Here is a 17,990-nt window from a genome sequence, read left to right as displayed (position 1 = left end):
GGAGCATATCGATGAAGCTGCATAATAATTGGAAGGTACAAGGCTTTGAAGTCGGAGAACGCAGGCCGCTGGAGCTAGCTGCTGCGGATCTGGATGATCGTTTTTGGATTAACACCTCCGTGCCAGCAGATATCCATTCGATCTATATTCAGCGTAAACTCATTCCTGATCCGTACTTTGGGCATCAGGATCAAGCAAGCCGTTTTATTGAGCGTAAGGAATGGTGGTATCGCAAGTCATTCCAGCATGAGACTGTTCATTCAACTCAGCAATCCGAGTCATCTACTGCATTAAAGCATGAGCTCATTTTTGAAGGCCTCGACACGTTTGCTACCATTTACTTTAACGGTTTAGAAATTGGCAAAGCAGAAAATATGCATCGCACGTATCGCTTTGATGTTACGAGGCTACTGAAGAATGGAAAAAACGTTATTGCGATACGCTTTGACCCGCTCCATCTTCACTATGAAAACAAAATGCTGTTCGACTGGTCGTCCTATACGAAGGAAAGACCATGGATACGTAAAGCAGCGATGAATTGGGGCTGGGATTGGGGCCCACGTCTCGTTACCGTTGGTATATGGAAAGAGGTTAGGCTCGAGCAGAAGCACAATATAACGATCGACCACCTGCATGTGCAAACGACTCAAATTCAGGATCAACACGCCGAGATTAAAGTAAATGTCGAGCTAACAAAAGCAAGAAGCTATTCACAATATCAATGTCGAGCTATGCTATGTGACGCCGAAGGCAGCATCGTGGCGCAGCATACCGTTGAGCTGGAACATAGCAGCGGTGCTGTCGCTAAGCAACCTGTTAACGTAGCTCACAGCCGAATCGCTCAGCAGACAGTTAACTCAAACGACAGTGCCAACAATATGCTTATTGCTAGCGCAAACGACATAGCTGTCACTCAGCAGACTGCCAGCGTAAATGGAAATGTTTGCGATATACTGCTTACTGTAGATCAGCCTCAGCTATGGTGGACACATGATTTAGGTAAGCCGTATCTGTATACCTTGCATGTAGAGCTCATTGATGCCGTTAATGATGTGTGCGTCGCTAAAAAGTCACAGCGTGTTGGGATTCGTACCATCGAGCTACAGCTAGACAACGAGCAAGGGCAGCCACATTTTCAATTTGTCCTTAATGGCGTAAAGCTTTTTGCCAAAGGAGCAAACTGGATTCCTGCAGATCATATGATAGCAACGATATCTGATGAGCGTTATATCGAGCATATTAAGCTGGCCGTCACTAGCAATATGAATATGCTACGTGTTTGGGCCGGAGGAATATACGAAAAGGACATCTTCTATGAGCAATGTGATGAACATGGACTGCTAGTATGGCAGGACTTTGCCTTTGCCAACACGTTGTTCCCGGACTTTAATCAGCCATTCGAGCACAATGTGAAGGCAGAGATTATCGATAATGTGAAGAGATTGCGCAGCTATACCTCCCTTGCACTTTGGTGTGGGAACAATGAGATCGACTGGCTCTATGATATGAAATCGTCCGAAGGCAGCATCACTTCCCCCTTTTATGGAGAAGCCATCTATCATGAGTGGATTCCTGAGCTGCTTGAGGAGCTGGATCCTGATCGACCTTATTGGCCCTCCTCTCCCTTTGGCGGTAATGATGCGAACGATCCAGATATAGGTGATCGTCACAACTGGCAGGTATGGCATGGCTCTGTATACCCGCGCCGCTCTGGAGAAATTCCACTGCTTGATTACAGTGTTGAGGGCGTTAGCTTTAAGCATTATAAGCAGGACTTTACGTTGTTCAGCAGTGAATTCGGCATGCACGCTTCGGCTAATCGCTTTACGCTGCAATCCTATATCCCAGAAGGTGAGTTTTACTGGAATAGCGATGAGATGGCTTATCGGAACAAGGACACGAATCATCTAAAGGGGATTCTATTAATGGAGGGATATACCGGTATCCCGCAAAACATTGAGCAGTACATGAACTTCTCAATGCTTACACAGGCTGAAGGATTGAAGTATGGTATTGAGCATTATCGTCGTCATATGCATCGCACAAGCGGAGCTTTAATCTGGCAGTTTAACGATAGCTGGCCGGGTACCAGCTGGTCCTTAGTCGATTATTTACTGCTTCCAAAAGCATCTTACTATTACGCTAGAAGTTTTTTTGCTCCTGTATTACTATCGATGGAACATGAGCCTCATGAGCCAATGAAATTTTATGTCGTTAATGATACGCTTGAGCGCTATTCCGGTAAGGTCACTGTCACACTTGCCTCATTCACAGGTGAACCGATTGCTTCGGAAAGCTATGATGTTGTTGTGGAGCCAGGCTGCTGCACACCTATTGGCATAATTGAAGAAGCTCTCTACTTAACGACATGGAAGGCAAGCGACGTCGTCGTTGTCATGTCCTCTAATGATCTGCCTGTCAGCAATAACTATTATTATTTACGAGATCATAAGGAACTTACACTTCCTTCTGCTGAGCTCGAGTGGAGCATCGACCATGAACAACAAAGCGTTACCGTTAAAGCAAATCACGCACTAGCACGTATGGTTAAGCTAGAAATCATGAATCAGGCCGTTAGCTTTGAGGATAACTACTTTGACCTATTAGCTGGTGAGCAGCGAGTCATTAACGTCGTTAAGCATGATGCTTCGATTCAGTGGGAAAATCTGCATATCACTGCTATAAATAGCGTGCAGCCGACTCATTCAACATAGGGCGTAAAAGCTAGCTCTATACCATACATGAATAAATGGCGTTGCGGGAGGTGATCCCTGCAACGCCATTATTGTTATAACCCCTTAACGGTCTCTATTGACTAAGTAATTCAATATATGCTGCAAGAATGTTGTTCGCCGCGGCATCTCCCTCAACGCTTCCGTAGCAAGACAGTAGTGCTTCCACATCTCCTTCTTCGCACCTTCCTGCCCTAATACAGTAACGAAATTCGACGTGTTGTTCAGAGCATCCTGACCTACGGATTTTCCAAGCAAATGCGCGTCTCCCTCCAGATCAAGTAAATCATCCTGAATCTGAAAAGCGATTCCTGCATGATAAGCGAATGTTTTTAGTAGCGATATTTCCTGATCATCAACGTTAGCAAGTATAGCCGGCATGAGTAAGGCAGCCTCAAAGGCTATTCCGGTTTTGTAGAAGCAAATCATATTCAATTGCTCCAGCGTTAATGCTTTCCCTTTAGCGTTTAGATCCATAAGCTGCCCCATACAGAGTTCCTCTGTCGTACGTGAAGAATAATGAATAAGCTTAAGTACGGCTTTCGGGTCGAATTGGTCAAGCGAGGTTTGATCCTGAATCGCCTTTTGAATGAGATATAGACCCGTTAATTCTGCAGTTGCACTATTGTGTATCTGGTGCAGTGTTGAGCGCCCTCTTCGAATAGACGCGTTATCCTGTGATGGTAAATCATCAAATATAAGAGAAGCAGTATGCATGTACTCTAATGAACGTAATAAAGGCACGATCGATTCCGGCTTGAATCCATATTCCTGCACACCCATGAACCAAGTTATAATTGGTCGCAGACGTTTAGCATCTCCTGCTAGGCTATAATTTGCCGCATCGACTAAGATCTCCTTCGTAGCAAGGAGCTTCTCGGACTTGGCGATCTGTAGCGTGCTATTAATTTGCTCACGTGTCTCCTGAATCGTCTTCTTAAACTCTTCCTTAAGCTTTCGTTCGTTTTTTAGATTGTTAATAAATTGATCTCGCAGTAGCTTGTCAAAGAAATCCACATCATCAGCTTTTTGAACCAGTCGTTGAATGATCCGATTCAACGCTGGGTTTCCGGAAGCGAATATGTCCATCGTTCGATTGTATTGTTCCGTACCGATTCTAGCTTTAAACCGCTTGAGACCGTTGATGGCACGACTAAGAATAACTTCACGGCTCTTAGCATCGGAATGATAGACCTCGTGAATCAAATAGTATATAACCGTCCAGTATAATTCATAGGGATTGATGAGATCTGGTCGCTGATCTCGGTATTTTAAATAATAGGTATAGGATGTTACCGCTCCATCCTTCGTATCGTCGAACATATCAGCAAAATCGTCTGCCAGCTGATTATAAATGCCATAGAAGAAGGTTCGATCCTCAAAGCCTTGATCAAGAGGAGCACGAATGACAGATCTTGCTATTAATCTGGAAGCAGCAGATTTCAATATAACAGGAATATACAGCTCTTCGTTCGTATACGCAGCATCGGATAAATCCTTAGCTCTATCACGCTCCTGAGAATGAAAGAATGTATACGCCAGCTCAAAAAATTGACTCTGCGCGTCTTGTTGATGCTGCTTAATATATTCAAAAGCCTCTGTTAGCTCTGCGTGAATATAGAGCATTAAAGCGTTGTTCTCTCCTGTCCATTCGCCAACCTGTGGCACCGTACCCGTGCGAAGCGCAGCTCGTATTACTCGAGAATATTCTGCTTTCTCTTGATCCGTTAACACCTGCGCATCGAGCAAATCATCTATGAATGGGTACGTCAATCCATAGGAATAGCCAAGCCTTATCGCTTCATCAAGTCTACGAGCACGTTCTTCAGGCGATGTCTCTTCACTTATCTCTTCACTCGCATGTAGGACAACACCTACAATAATCTTAATCAGCTTGCGCTGGGCATGCTCGGCATTCATTCCCTCGGGGATATGAGACGCAACATTCCGTAGCTTCTCTAACACCCAGATTACAGCTGTTTCTACATCTTCCTTCTGTGCCCACCGATACAGCTCTACTAAGCTGAAAAACTCTGACTGCTCGTCTTGCTTGCCTTTCGTAGAACGAAGCAAGCGCTGCTTAACGTCAGCAGCAACACGCTGAATTTTAGCCTCTGTATCAGGTGAATCCAAGGCTTTGCCCAAATCTCTCATATAAATATAGGAGATGCTTCGATCGAGGTAATCATCCAATTTGCCTGTACGATTCAGCCATTGAATATAACTATAATTATGCCCAGCATTTGATTTTCTTCTCGGTGACAGGAAGGATAACCAGGATCCATGTTGAATGTGATGTTCCTTCCATAATCTGAAGTCCTCTGTCAAAGCAGGAGCATACGTTTTTTCCTTAACAATCTTATATAATGATGCAAAATATTGCTTGGCTTTCTGTTCTGCCTGCCGAGAACTAGTATCGACATCAAGAATTAATTCTTTATTCATATAATGTATACCTCAACTTATCAAATCCGTGTCATACTAATACGAAGGGATAGTAGTCCGGTTGCATGCATGTCATCTTGTGGATTATATTGTTATCACTAACCATATGCGTTTTAGAAAGATCTTACTACATATTGTTATGGCAAATTTAGCCTCTAACTTAAGTTACTTCCTCATTCACAAATTCAACATAATGTAAAAACACCATCCGCATGCGAATGGTGTTTGAGATGATTAAGAAAAGCTGAAACCGATGAAATAACTGTGGAGTTAAGTAATAACCCTCATTAATTTCGGACATAAAAATTGCCCTGAACAAAAGTCCAGGGCAACGTAAAGCTTATATTAAAGTTTTACAACGTTTTCTGCTTGAGGACCGCGGTTGCCTTGAACTACATTAAATTCAACGCGTTGACCTTCGTCTAAAGATTTGAAGCCGTCACCAACGATAGCGCTGAAATGTACGAATACGTCGTTTCCACCTTCAACCTCGATAAAACCAAAGCCTTTTTCACCATTAAACCATTTAACTGTACCTGTTTCCATTATTAAAAACCACCTTTTTTCACTTTTACCAAATTTTTATTTTATAGGAATAAAAAAATTTGTACATTGCATAAGGCTATTGCTATCAATAACCCTCTACGCTGTACAAATCGTTAGATCGCTATTCAATAATTGTAATTATAACACTTCCGCAAACAAAACACAATGCATGGATTGAATAATCGTGTATTTCTGCTTTTGTTATCCTTATTTAATGCTTAGCGATTAAACCAGACTACAGCTTTTTCGAAGTAACTGGGCTATTATTCTCGATAACATCGAGAATTTTTTCATCTTTGACCATTGCGGAATGACATTGAGGGCATGTAGGACTTTCAGAAAAAGTAAAATTATCTCTCATCCACCCTTTACAGTTCTCATCCGAACATACCCATATTTCAGTTAATGCAGTTGGAACTTCTTCGATTGGTTTTCTCTTAGAGTTATACATGTTTACCTGCTTTCTATTCCATTTTTATTTCATGAACGAATAGCAACACTATATGATACATATGTTCATTGTTTACAATAATGTGTGAATTTTTAATAAAGTTTCCTTGTCATTAATCAGCATGCCCTTATTCGTTAAAACTAACTCTTATTTAGCTTTACGAACCTTTAATAGCTTGCCTTTTACCGTTGTATTTTTCATGATTTCTAATACATGCGGCCCCTTTCCATTAAGAATTTCTACATCAGTGACATTATCCAGTATTGTTATTATGCCAATATCATCAGCTGTTACCCCGTCAAGCTTCGCAATCGTACCAACAAAATCAACCGCTCTTAGCTTCTTTTTCTTTCCAGCATTGAAATTCAGCTTCATGATTTGTTTATTCAATTGCTCGCGTTTATCCTTTATCAAGACAGGACCAGCTTTTAACGTATTTTGAAACTCTTCTTGGCGAAGATTAACCGAAGTCTCTGAAGGTGCTTTTATGATAGGAATTTCAAATCCGATATAATTTTCGATATCAGATAGTCTTCTTCCGTCTTTTGGCGTTACGAAAGTAATGGCCTTACCTTGTTTACCTGCACGTCCAGTTCTCCCTGTACGATGAACGTAGCTTTCCTTCTCAAGAGGTATATCGTAGTTAATGACATGCGTGATGTTACTGATATCGATTCCTCTAGCAGCTACATCCGTTGCTACTAAATAACGAAATTGTCCAGATCTATAAGCTTTCATGACTTCAAATCTTTGTTCTTGCTCCATTCCCCCATGTATGCGACCAACTGGATATTTCAGTCTAAACATTTCACTATACAATTGTTCTACATGGTCTTGAGTGCGGCAAAAAATAATACAGCTCTCTGGATTCTCGACGATAAGCATTTTCTGTAACAGCTCAAGCTTATCTCCTTCACTAACCTTAATAAGTACATGATCTATCGTCGAAGTTGTTATACCACTAGCCTTAATCTCTACTTCAACCGGTTCATTCATATATTGATGAGATAGCCTAGCAACATCCTCTGGGAACGTCGCTGAAAATAACATCGTTACTCTCTCATTAGGCAATTTCTCAATAATTCCTTGTACTTGATCAATAAATCCCATATTAAGCATTTCATCTGCTTCATCAATAACTAAATATTGAATACGTTCGATTGATAATGTTCCTCGTTCGATGTGATCCATTACACGTCCTGGTGTGCCTACGACCATATGTGTTCTTTGCTTCAGCTCTGCTCGTTGAATATGAAATGGACTTTTACCATATAGTGCTGTTGATTTTATTCGCTTAAAGCGTCCAATATTCATCAGGTCCTCATTAACCTGTAGTGCAAGTTCACGAGTAGGTGTAAGAATTAATGCTTGAGGCTTATTTTCATTCCAAGTCACTAGTTCACAAAGGGGAATACCGTATGCCGCTGTCTTTCCGCTCCCAGTCTGTGATTTTACGACAAGATCCTTCCGCTCTAAGGAGTATGGTATTACTTTAGACTGAACCTCTGTCGGTGTTTCATATCCTAGAGTTTTCAAAGCCTTAACAATTTCTTCACTTAATTTGTAATCTGAAAACTGCTTTTTGCTCATTACTAACCTCTTCTACGGTATATTTGCTTGCCTACACATTGAATACCTTCAAAATCTACGCCTGCTATTATCATTATACCCTGTATTGAATAGTATAAGTGTGCTTTACTATGATTACGCGGTTCCATCTTATTTTGTTTTGAGAATTCTACTGCGAGCTGATCCAGCCTCGAGAAGAAAAATATGATAAGCTATAGACGAAAATAATAAATTTTAGGAAGTGAAACCATGCAGGAAAAAGCTGAGGAAATTGCACAATGGATGCTCAGTGTAGTAAAAGAAAAGGGTATACTTAAGCAAGAGGATGTCGTTTCACACATAAAGGAACATTATGGCGCTCAATATTTATATGTGAATGATCTAGGGCACACATCCATCGATAAAGAAGTGAAGAAAATATACAAGAAGCTTCATAAGGGAAGAGTAGCATGGGATCGTGATGGCTTCTTCTGGGCTTGGACATAGAAAGCATATAAGTTAACCATAGTAGTAGGAGCAAAGACAAACACCATCTACAATCGGATGGTGTTCTTCATCTTCATCAACTCTATTTCTTCCTATTGGCTACAATCTCATCTATTTCACACTTCAGTAGCAGGTACCTATGGGTACTTCTCATAATTGACACTTTAGTGAGATTATTTTTATCGACGAAGACCTTCATATGGTCTTTGGAAAGACCAAGTAATTCTCCAGCCTCCGTAACGGTTAATACCTCTAGTTTACTCGTTGCATTAAACGTCTCTTTCACTTTTAGATTCCAGTCTTTAAATGGTTTCATATTGAATATCCTCTCTGCTTCCTAATCGATCGGAATACTTCATTATATCATAGCTTCACACGAATATGATTACGTTAAACCAATTAACCCCTCACAAGGCCGTTCCAGGCAGAACTCCCCCACCAGCAATGGCTTGCGGGAGGTCACATCAACTTTATGTTAAACTAAGATAACTGACCAATCAGCAAGATCGATTTCTTTGGAGGTGGTACATTATGATGATGGTCATAATCATTTTAACGATAAATATCATATACGTGTCCTTTTTCACGATTCGTATGATTCTGACGTTAAAAGGTCAAAAATTTCTAGCAGCTGCACTCAGCTCTATCGAGGTGACGATCTATGTTGTCGGCCTAGGCCTCGTCCTAGACAATCTCGATGAAATTCAAAATTTAATTGCCTATGCCGTTGGATATGCGCTGGGTGTATTATTAGGCTCAAAAATCGAAGAAATATTAGCATTAGGCTATGTTACAGTAAGTGTCATTACGAATCGTCACGACGAATCGCTTCCAAATAAGCTTCGAGACGAAGGGTATGGTGTAACTTCGTGGATAGGCGAAGGCAGAGACGGTCCCAGGTTGATGATGGAAATTCTAACTCGGCGGAAAGAACAACGGGATCTGTACAATTCCATTATTGCCTTCGATTCAAAGGCATTCATTATTTCGCATGAGCCGAGACATTTCCACGGTGGATTCTGGGTTAAAGGAATGAAGCGACAAGCCAAGAAGCTAGGAGAAACCCATCTCGTTGTACATGAGAACAATCTCCCTGGCGTCACGGAAAAAAGCGTTCAAGAAGCGATTGCTAAGACTGAGGATGACAAGTAGCGTGCAGGTGCGATACATAACCTATGACGATGTTGACGCTAGCTTAGCTGTTACAACTTTTTTCTCTTACTCTCAATGGTTACAGGTCAAAGTAACTGCATGAATTATCAGACCTACTAAAACAAAAGCACCATCCTCTAGGATGGTGCTTTTGTTTTAACTAACTTCTTGGCCAACCGGGTTAATTAACTCCTCCATACCATCAATGTAGCAAGAAGCAACATCTCCGGCACGTATATGAACCGATCCTGGCGTGCCTGTCATTATGATATCACCAGGTTTTAGCGTCATCATCTTGGAAAAATATGCTACGATAAACGGTAGCTTATAGATCATCTCTGACACTGTATTACGGTGTATAACTTCACCATTTAACTTTGTTTCAATATGAAGCTCCTCTACATTTTCAATCTCATTAAGCGTAACAAGCTGTGAACCGAAGCTGAAAAATGTATTCATGACTTTCGAGCGTCCTAGAAACCTTGGGTTTTTCGCATGAATATCCTGAGCGGTCATGTCAAGCGTTGGAACAAGCCCAGCAACAGCGTCCATCGCCTCGCGTTCATCTACATTTTTGCAATGTTTACCTATTACGATTCCTAATTCAGCTTCAGCAGTAACATGCTCTACATCGTTAGGAATGATAATCGTATCCTGATGTCCGATTAAACTTGTATCTGGCTTGAAAAATACGATAGGTTCTTGATCTGGTGGAACAGCAGCTAAGTCCTCTGCTTTCTTCCAGTAGTTCATGCCGATCCCACAGATTTTGCTTGGATGACGATATAGCGGAGCGTACTGTACATTTTTAAGCGAAATAACCTTGAGTCGCTCCAGCTGCCCATGTGTCAGCCCTGTTAACCATTGATTCAATAATTCCCATTGTTCATCTAAAAGCAATCCATAAATACTTGTGTTCCATTCTTTATTAAACTCAGCGTTTAGCTGACTAATGGTTATTAAACCTGTTTTTAGGAAGACCGCAGCTTGCTCTATGCCATTTAACTTAATCGTGGCTAGCCTCATCAGATTTTTCCTCCCCAGATAGTAGTGCGGCATACTGATTCACAAAACGGAGCAAGCGTAGATCTTGACCATGTCCTGCGATAATCGAGATGCCAAATGGAGCGGATGTAGCTGCTTTATAAGGAATATGCACCTGAGGTAAGCCAGTTAGCCCTGCTATACTACTAAGCTGAAGCGTAAAGCTGCGACGTTGCTCCAATAACGAACCTGATTGATGAAGCAGTGGCGGTGTACCTGGCGTCGTCGGTAATATCAACAAGCCATTATTTCCCAATAAATTGATAACTCGTTCACGCAGCTGCTCTCTTAGTTGCAATGCGGCCACGCAATCAGACTCCTTAATCGTGCTTGCCCATTTAAAGCGATCGGAAATGCCTGGACCGAAGAAGGGATTATATTGCTCAATCCATTGACCATGCGCTTTCCATATCTCATAGCCCTGCAGATAACGAAACGTATCCATCCATGCAGTTAATCCTTCTTGAGCAAGCTCGGTGCTTGTCATTGGACCCAGGCTTTGTTCGATATGATTAACATGTGAGGTTAACACATTGGCACAGTCACCGTCTACTAAGGACCAGCTCTCCTTGCTTGTATACATCGCATGATATGCTAGATCTTGATCTGACTGCTGTTCAATGAGTACCTCTCCAACCTTTAGCAGCGTATCACTATCACTTGCCATCCATCCTAACGTATCGAAGCTTGCTGCAAGAGGAATAACAGCTTCCATAGAGATTATGCCGTGAGTTGGTCTAAAACCATATATCCCACAATAGGAGGAAGGGACTCGTACGGATCCCCCCGTATCTGTGCCAAGTGCAAAATCAACGAGCTTCGCTGCTACAGCAACGGCCGAGCCGCTTGAGGAGCCTCCTGGTATACATGGTGGTGCCTTTGGATTTATTGGTGTACCGTAATGATAATTTTCTCCGTTTAAGCTATACATCAGCTCATCCGTATGAGTCATCCCGAGCAGCTCAGCACCTTCAGCTAATAAACGTTCAATACTAGGTGCAGTCTTTGCGGAAGGAAGGTGTGTTCGAAGCCAATCTGGGTTTCCCGCTCCAGAGCTGTGATTCTTAACGGCGATAACATCCTTCGCAGCAAAGGTTAAGCCGTTAAGCCTTCCACTTCCAGTAGGTGCTAGGCTCACGTTATTGTCTATAAATGCCCCCCACTTATCTCTCAACTTCCACACCTCCATCACTGTTAGCTTTTTCATACCACACATGTATAAGCTCCTCGGATGTACATACTAGGCCAAAATGACGCTCAATATTGTTTAAACTCGGTTCATAGGCATCCAAATAAACACAGGTTGTCGCATCCTTAGGCAGCACCACATGGTAGCCCAGCATATGTGCATCACGAAGCGTTGACTCTACACACGTATTCGTATTAATACCAACGGCAACAATGCTTTCGATTCCTTTTTCGGTTAACAGCTGATGCATATTCGTTTCCACAAAGGCACTGTAGCGATGCTTCCACACTATCGTATCCTCAGCCATTGGTTCAAACTGCTCAATAATATCTGCCCCCCACGTCCCTGTACTGCAGCTTTGAGGATGCTTTTTTCCTTGTCTTCTTTGTATCCATGCATCGTTTTTATTGTTCGCCTCATTATGCGACATCGCTACCCATATAATAGGCATGTTAGCTTGGCGTGCTTGCTCGATAAGCTTTTTTATAACCGGTATAATCGTTTGGTACTGCCCCACCTCAAAGCCCGATTGAGAAAATACACCGCGATGATGTACAAAGTCATTCTGCATATCAATAATGAGTAGGGCAGTAGATTTTTTCATGACCGTTTCCAGCGTATATTCATTAGTTTCAAGCACCTTTACACCTCCGATAGCACGCCCTGTGATTGAAACACACTACGAATTTCATCAACGTATTGAATAAATCGTTGGTCTTTACGCGAGTTTATTCCTCTTGGGCGATCTAATTCAATTTTTATATCCTTTAATACGGAGCCTGGTCTAGGTGACATCACAATGACTCGATCGGATAAAAACACCGCTTCCTCAATGCTATGTGTAATGAAAATAACGGTAAACTTGAATTTAGAGTAAATTTTTAACAGATCATACATCATTTGCTCGCGAGTTAGTGCATCTAACGCTCCAAATGGCTCATCCATCATTAGCAATGTCGGATTTTGGATCAAGCCGCGGCATATAGCAACACGTTGGCGCATTCCTCCGGACATTTCAAATGGATATTTATCTTCAAACCCTTCCAATCCAACCATTTGAAGCAATTCCTTAGCCATATCTCGATTTGTTTTTTTATCTTTACGATCGAACCATGTAATATTTTTAAGCTCAAGTGGAAGTAATACGTTTTCGATGACTGTACGCCATTCTAATAGTACGTCCTTTTGAAACACAACAGCGTTACCAGTTTCAGAGCCCTTAACCACTTTATCATCCATGACTATCGTTCCACCTGTAGGCGCCTCTAAGCCAGCAAGGAGATTCATAAGCGTGCTCTTTCCGCAGCCACTTGGACCAACTATGGAGATAAAGCTAGAGGCTTCTATGTCTAAATTGACCTTTGTCAGTGCCTGCACATCACCGCTTCTAGTTTTAAACACCTTCTCCATATCTTGAATAACAATATGTTTTCCAGCCATATTATTCCCCTCCTCTTGATGCTTTGTACCATGGAATGGACATTCTCTCTAATATCGATACCAGATTATATAAGCCAAGACCTATAATGGCTAGAGCCACAATGACACAAAACTGTAAAGTAACGTCCAGCTTAGAACTTGCGACGAGCTGCAGATAACCAAGTCCTCGCTCAGAAGAGACAAATTCAGCAACGACAGCTCCGACTACCGCTAATGTTATCCCCACCTTAAAGCCTGCAAATATACTTGGTAGTGCCTTTGGAAGTCTAAAGTAGAGAAAGACCTGCATCGAATTCGCACGTAATGATTGTGATAGCATGAACATATCTTTTTCCATTGATTTTAAGCCAGCTATTGTATTGACTAATATCGGAAAGAAGGAGATCAAGAAGGCTATTAACACCTTAGATAACATGCCAAATCCAAACCAAACGATGAGTAATGGTGCTAAAGAAACCATGGGGATGCATTGCAGCCCAATTAATATTGGAAAAAATGCTTGCGAAGCGTATTTGGAATAGACGACCACAATGGCAAAGGGGATACCGATAACGATCGACAAACCAAACCCAGCAAAAATTTCTACCAATGTCACACCACTATGTCGTACTAACATTGCCCAATCTACAAAGATGCGCTGCAAAATATCTGTTGGGGTCGGCAGCAAATACTTAGGTATCTCTAGTACAAAGCATAGTAATTCCCATAGCGCAATTAAACCCAAAAGTGTTAAGACTACTGATAAAGAACGTGCCATCTTATTAGACATAGGTGTAACCTCCTTGATATCCTTCCTTATCTAGCTAGACTGAAGGATTTATGGCATAAAGTCGTTAGTTAAATAGCTTTCCATCGGTAATTTAGTATTAATTAAATCACTTTCTAATAAGCGATCGGCCATGTCATTAATAGAGTCCTCTTCTATCCAGCCATATGGCTTACCCTCCTGATATGCTAGTTCACCTGTACGATTAATTTGTTCAACGACTATTTCCTCATCTACAGTTTCAGGGAACAAGGCTTTAGCTATCGCTGCTGCTTCCTCTGGATTTTCTAGCGTATAAGCAAATCCTTCATTGACCGCTGCCAAGAAGCGTTTAATTGTATTTGGATTTTGCTCGATAAACTTATCATTAGAAATTAAGGACAGGCCCGCAATGTCGAAGTTATAGTCGGATAAGTATAGAGGTACTAATTCGACTCCTAGATTTTTTTCGAACAATGGGTATTCGTTCGTTGAGAATACAGCGACTGCATCTGCTTCTTTATTAAAGAACAATGTGTTTCTTGCGCCAGTTTCGACCATAATGTGCTCCACATTGTGGGGATCGGTATCGTTAAACTCTAAAAACTTTTCATAAATGCTTGTAAAGGTGGAGCCTGAGGAAGAAACAATGGATTTACCCTCAAGATCCTTAGGTGAATGAACTGGATTATCTGGATAGGACAATATAATAATTGGCGAGCGGGGCATATAGTTTGCGATCATTTTAACGGGCATTCCTTGTTCAATCCCTTGCAATGGCTCGACCGCAGATGTGACGCCAATGTCCTCGTTATTTTGTGCAATAACCTGTAGTACCTGCACTGAACCAGAACCTTCTAATAGATCTACTTCTATCCCATACTTTTCAAAAATGCCTAATTCACGAGTAACATAAAAAGGGGCGAACTCACCTTTGAACTTCCAGTTTAAGCGCAATGTAATTTTCTTTTTTTCAGCAGGCGGCAAATCAATATTCGTCACATCATCACCTTGTTCTTGTGGAGAATCCGTTACAGTAACCGATGCGGGGGTAGCTTGGGAACTATTCGATGCTGCACCATTATTTCCATTGGATGCACAGCCAGCAACCACCATCATACATAGCAAAAGTAAAATTATCGGTTTTAGTATAGTTTTCATTGTAAATCCTCCTCCAAATCCCTTTATGTTTATGTAAGCAAACCTGACATTGTTATCTGTTTTTAGTTGCTTAAGTTAATTACATGATATATTATATAACATATAAATTATATGTGCGCCGTGCACAATATAGGGTAGGAAAATACTAGCTAGACAAACAAACACCTTAATTTGGTCTCATAAGCGAGAAGGAAATGTCTATATAATAGCTGAGGTTTAGAGAAGGTATGCGAATAAGATTCAAATTAAATGTTATATATCCTTACATTAGAGGTGATTGTCATGAGTTTATCACTATTGAATTCTTTAAAGCTTCCCGTATTTTCGAATGCAAAGGTAATTGGAGGACATGATGGATTATCTAAAAGTATTGATACAGTTAATGTCATGGTAAAGCTGCCGGTACAGCTAGATTCGTTAGCAAATGAAAAACCCAATATTTTAAGCTGGCTCAATAAAAACCAGCTTGTCTTAACAACTGAGCTCGTTGTTAACGAAAACATTCATGCCCTTCTACAGTTTCTTAATCAAATGAGTTCTGCTCAAGCCACTGGGTTAATTATTAAAGCACACACGGATCACGATCTTCCTATCCTGCCCGAGCCCTTAATTATGAGGGCTAACAGCTTAAAGCTTCCACTTATTGTGTTACCTAATGACAATTCCATCGGGGAAATTATGAGTCAGGTTTTAGCCATTATTCTTAACGCCAAGCAGGTCGAGCTTGAAAGAACGATAACGATACACAACAAATTTTCCCGCTTGTTTTTGAGGGGAGCAAGCATGTCTGATATCGCACAAACGTTAACAAGCTTTATTCATTATCCGGTTATTGTAGTAAATACAAGATTTGATATACTTGGCTGTGCTGCAACTGCAAAGCCTTGGATCGACTCCTTAGCATCAGAAAAAGACTGGGTTCACTTTATCATCAACCAGCCTCCAACCAAAAGTCAGCTTACCTTTTATAAAAATGAGCAGCATAAAAAGCTAGGCATTTACCCTATTCATTCCTCTGGACTTCTCAAAGGTTATTTTATTATCTTAAATATCGACTCTACGATAGAGCCCTCCCTCATGCCACTTGAGCAGGCTGCACAAATCGTGGCCTATGAAAGCATTAAGCAAGCGGCTTTACTTGAAGGATCAAATAAGCTGAGAGATGAGTTTTTTAGCGACTTTTTTGAAAATCGCCTTACATCAAGTGAAGAAATATTAAAGCGAGGTGAAAAATACGGGTTAGTTAATTATGGATATTATTGGGTTGTTTCTTGCAAATTGCTGTCTCATGCCCTGCATGGACAACAATCTCGCCATATAAATTCAAGTCACTACGAGGCGTTAAAAATTGATATCGATACGTATCTGGAGCCAGAAAAGGCAACCTTTATATCTACGATAAAGGATGATAGTCTCATTATTATTTTTAATAGCACCACTTCAGAGCACCCTATTGATATGGAAGCAGAGTGGATTGAAAAGCTAACTCGCTTGCAGGAGCAATTAGCAGCCTGTAACAGTAATTGGGCGACCTGCTTCGGCATAAGTAACGCTACCGAGCAGCTAGAAGGCGTACCTCGTGCTTATCAGGAGGCAATGACAGCATTAACACAAAGCTTGAATGTCGGTAATAAGCCTTTCGTTGTTTCTTACCGTGTCCAACAGGTGCCCGACCTGATCCGCTTGCTCCCTTATCACAAATTAAGTGAGTATTATGTTACGGTGCTCCAAAAGCTCGCTTATCCAAAAACAGCTGAAACCCATGATTTATTGCTCACATTAGATACGTATCTACAAATGAATTGTAATGTAAAAGAGACGGCGAGCGCGCTGTTTTTGCATCGCAACACCGTCTTCTATAAACTCAATAAGTGTGAATCCATTCTTAACATATCACTTAAAGATCCTGTCGATCTTATCAAGCTCCGAATTGCACTCATTATTCACCAAATTCTTATAACGGGCGAGAAGCAAGATTAATATCCTTCTCCTTATCTGCTTGAGACATTACGCTTAGCGGCTTCGGTGCATGAGCTAAAAGCTCATGTATCCGATTCGTCTCATAGATCACCTGTTTAGATAGCTGCTCAAGCGCCTCTCTTGATAATACATCCACCGGCTTTTGCGTAATCATATTGATGATAGTCTGCATTTCACCAGGCTCATAAAAGCGCTGTATATAGGTTAGCATCTGTGCATAATTTAGCATACTCCCGCTTCCAAGCGGATTAAATAGGTCCCCTATATTGTCGCTTCCAAGTGTAATTCTCACCCCAGACTTTAGCAGCTCCTTCGTTCTTGTGATCGCTCTCGTTGCAATTGCAGTTGGACACACGATAACATGCAAACCAGCTTCTACAACCTGCTCTATAGCTGCTAATGCTTGATCATCAGATACATTAGCTAGCGAGTTACAATGTATAGCATACACTTTGCCATTCCATCCTCTTCGCTTCGTTTCTTGTGCAATATCGGGCAAGTGGAAATGCTCAGGTCTACCACTTTCATCGGTATGAAATTCTATCCACGGTACATCATGCTGCTCGGCTAAATTAAAGATGTGTTGAATATGCTTAGCGCCGTCACTATCTGTTAATGTATGCCCCCCTATACCTACTCGCCCCATCTTTAGAGCCTCGGCTAATAGCTGATCCGTTTCTGAAAAGCGTTCAAAGCCTTCCTGGTTAAAAGCAGTAATATCAATGACGATATCATTTTTATAGTTTTGCTTCAGCTCTAATATAGCTTCCATCCCTTTTAACCCAACAAGCGGATCAACATCTACATGCGTGCGCACATAGGAGGTACCATACTCCAGCATATTTAATAGTGCCTGCTCAGCACGTGAGTAAATATCAGCTTTCGTAAATTTCGCTTTATGCTCTCTAGTCCATCCCCCTCTAATAGGAGCTGGAGCATCTTCATAGCTCACTCCAGGTACTAGCATCCCTTTGTCTAGATGAGCATGTTCATTGGAAAACCCACTCATCTTCCACGTGTGATCAATTGTTTGCACTGGCGTTCGCCCCC

At 41.4% G+C, this 17,990-nt stretch carries 16 protein-coding genes; 4 read left to right on the top strand and 12 right to left on the bottom strand.

Translation table 11 applies throughout. The features are described 5' to 3' along the window. Nucleotides 1-11: 11 nt before the first annotated feature. A complete protein-coding gene (locus NSQ99_RS04830; protein WP_340835418.1) occupies nt 12-2,714 on the top strand; it encodes a beta-mannosidase in 2,703 nt (900 codons plus the stop codon). 84 nt (nt 2,715-2,798) lie between these two features. Here the strand turns inward: NSQ99_RS04830 and NSQ99_RS04825 are convergent, their stop codons facing one another. From NSQ99_RS04825 to NSQ99_RS04810, 4 genes are all read right to left on the bottom strand, one after another. Beyond that, entirely contained in the window at nt 2,799-5,177 is a 2,379-nt protein-coding gene (locus tag NSQ99_RS04825) for a polyprenyl synthetase family protein (protein WP_340835416.1), read from the bottom strand. Nucleotides 5,178-5,522: 345 nt separating this feature from the next. Next, nucleotides 5,523-5,723, bottom strand: a complete 201-nt coding sequence (locus NSQ99_RS04820; protein WP_251670971.1) for a cold-shock protein — start codon at nt 5,721-5,723, stop codon at nt 5,523-5,525. Between the two features lie 235 nt (nt 5,724-5,958). Continuing rightward, nucleotides 5,959-6,174 carry a cold-shock protein gene (locus NSQ99_RS04815; protein ID WP_340835413.1) on the bottom strand — a complete coding sequence of 72 codons (216 nt, stop codon included), beginning with the start codon at nt 6,172-6,174 and terminating at the stop codon, nt 5,959-5,961. A 147-nt stretch (nt 6,175-6,321) separates the two neighbouring features. Continuing rightward, entirely contained in the window at nt 6,322-7,764 is a 1,443-nt protein-coding gene (locus NSQ99_RS04810) for a DEAD/DEAH box helicase (RefSeq protein ID WP_340835410.1), read from the bottom strand. A gap of 228 nt (nt 7,765-7,992) precedes the next feature. Between NSQ99_RS04810 and NSQ99_RS04805 the strand changes: the two genes are divergently transcribed. Continuing rightward, the gene (locus NSQ99_RS04805; protein ID WP_340835407.1) at nt 7,993-8,229 is read left to right on the top strand and encodes a DUF6953 family protein; all 237 of its coding nucleotides are present in this window, start codon (nt 7,993-7,995) and stop codon (nt 8,227-8,229) included. Nucleotides 8,230-8,311: 82 nt separating this feature from the next. Here the strand turns inward: NSQ99_RS04805 and NSQ99_RS04800 are convergent, their stop codons facing one another. After that, nucleotides 8,312-8,545, bottom strand: a complete 234-nt coding sequence (locus tag NSQ99_RS04800) for a DNA-binding protein (protein WP_251670977.1) — start codon at nt 8,543-8,545, stop codon at nt 8,312-8,314. Nucleotides 8,546-8,760: 215 nt separating this feature from the next. Here NSQ99_RS04800 and NSQ99_RS04795 point away from each other — a divergent pair, with 215 nt between their 5' ends. Continuing rightward, nucleotides 8,761-9,381 (top strand): DUF2179 domain-containing protein, encoded by a 621-nt coding sequence (locus NSQ99_RS04795; protein ID WP_340835404.1) that lies wholly within the window; start codon nt 8,761-8,763, stop codon nt 9,379-9,381. Between the two features lie 156 nt (nt 9,382-9,537). On the opposite strand, the gene NSQ99_RS04790 is transcribed toward NSQ99_RS04795, so the two are convergent. The 6 genes from NSQ99_RS04790 to NSQ99_RS04765 are packed head-to-tail and all read right to left on the bottom strand — an operon-like array spanning nt 9,538 to nt 14,960. Beyond that, the gene (locus tag NSQ99_RS04790) at nt 9,538-10,407 is read right to left on the bottom strand and encodes a fumarylacetoacetate hydrolase family protein (protein WP_251670979.1); all 870 of its coding nucleotides are present in this window, start codon (nt 10,405-10,407) and stop codon (nt 9,538-9,540) included. Further along, nucleotides 10,388-11,599, bottom strand: a complete 1,212-nt coding sequence (locus NSQ99_RS04785) for an amidase (RefSeq protein WP_251670981.1) — start codon at nt 11,597-11,599, stop codon at nt 10,388-10,390. Before NSQ99_RS04785 ends, NSQ99_RS04790 begins: the two co-directional genes overlap by 20 nt. Further along, a complete protein-coding gene (locus NSQ99_RS04780; protein ID WP_340835395.1) occupies nt 11,589-12,254 on the bottom strand; it encodes a cysteine hydrolase in 666 nt (221 codons plus the stop codon). The genes NSQ99_RS04785 and NSQ99_RS04780 overlap by 11 nt, the downstream gene beginning before the upstream one ends. Before the next feature lie 2 nt (nt 12,255-12,256). Next, complete coding sequence (locus NSQ99_RS04775; protein ID WP_251670985.1) at nt 12,257-13,054, bottom strand: ABC transporter ATP-binding protein; 798 nt, start codon at nt 13,052-13,054, stop codon at nt 12,257-12,259. Between the two features lies 1 nt (nt 13,055). Next, on the bottom strand, nt 13,056-13,823 hold the full coding sequence (locus NSQ99_RS04770) for an ABC transporter permease (protein WP_251670987.1): 768 nt from the start codon (nt 13,821-13,823) through the stop codon (nt 13,056-13,058). A gap of 48 nt (nt 13,824-13,871) precedes the next feature. Beyond that, nucleotides 13,872-14,960, bottom strand: coding sequence for an ABC transporter substrate-binding protein (locus tag NSQ99_RS04765; RefSeq protein ID WP_340835390.1), 1,089 nt, complete (start codon nt 14,958-14,960; stop codon nt 13,872-13,874). A gap of 282 nt (nt 14,961-15,242) precedes the next feature. Between NSQ99_RS04765 and NSQ99_RS04760 the strand changes: the two genes are divergently transcribed. Continuing rightward, a complete protein-coding gene (locus tag NSQ99_RS04760; protein WP_340835388.1) occupies nt 15,243-16,940 on the top strand; it encodes a PucR family transcriptional regulator in 1,698 nt (565 codons plus the stop codon). Here the strand turns inward: NSQ99_RS04760 and NSQ99_RS04755 are convergent. After that, nucleotides 16,915-17,976 carry an amidohydrolase family protein gene (locus tag NSQ99_RS04755; RefSeq protein ID WP_340835387.1) on the bottom strand — a complete coding sequence of 354 codons (1,062 nt, stop codon included), beginning with the start codon at nt 17,974-17,976 and terminating at the stop codon, nt 16,915-16,917. The genes NSQ99_RS04760 and NSQ99_RS04755 overlap by 26 nt on opposite strands. Nucleotides 17,977-17,990: the final 14 nt, after the last annotated feature.

The sequence above is a fragment of the Paenibacillus sp. FSL W7-1287 genome (assembly GCF_038004245.1).
Taxonomy (GTDB): Bacteria; Bacillota; Bacilli; order Paenibacillales; family Paenibacillaceae; genus Pristimantibacillus; species Pristimantibacillus camelliae.
This window is presented reverse-complemented; position numbering and strand designations above follow the sequence as displayed.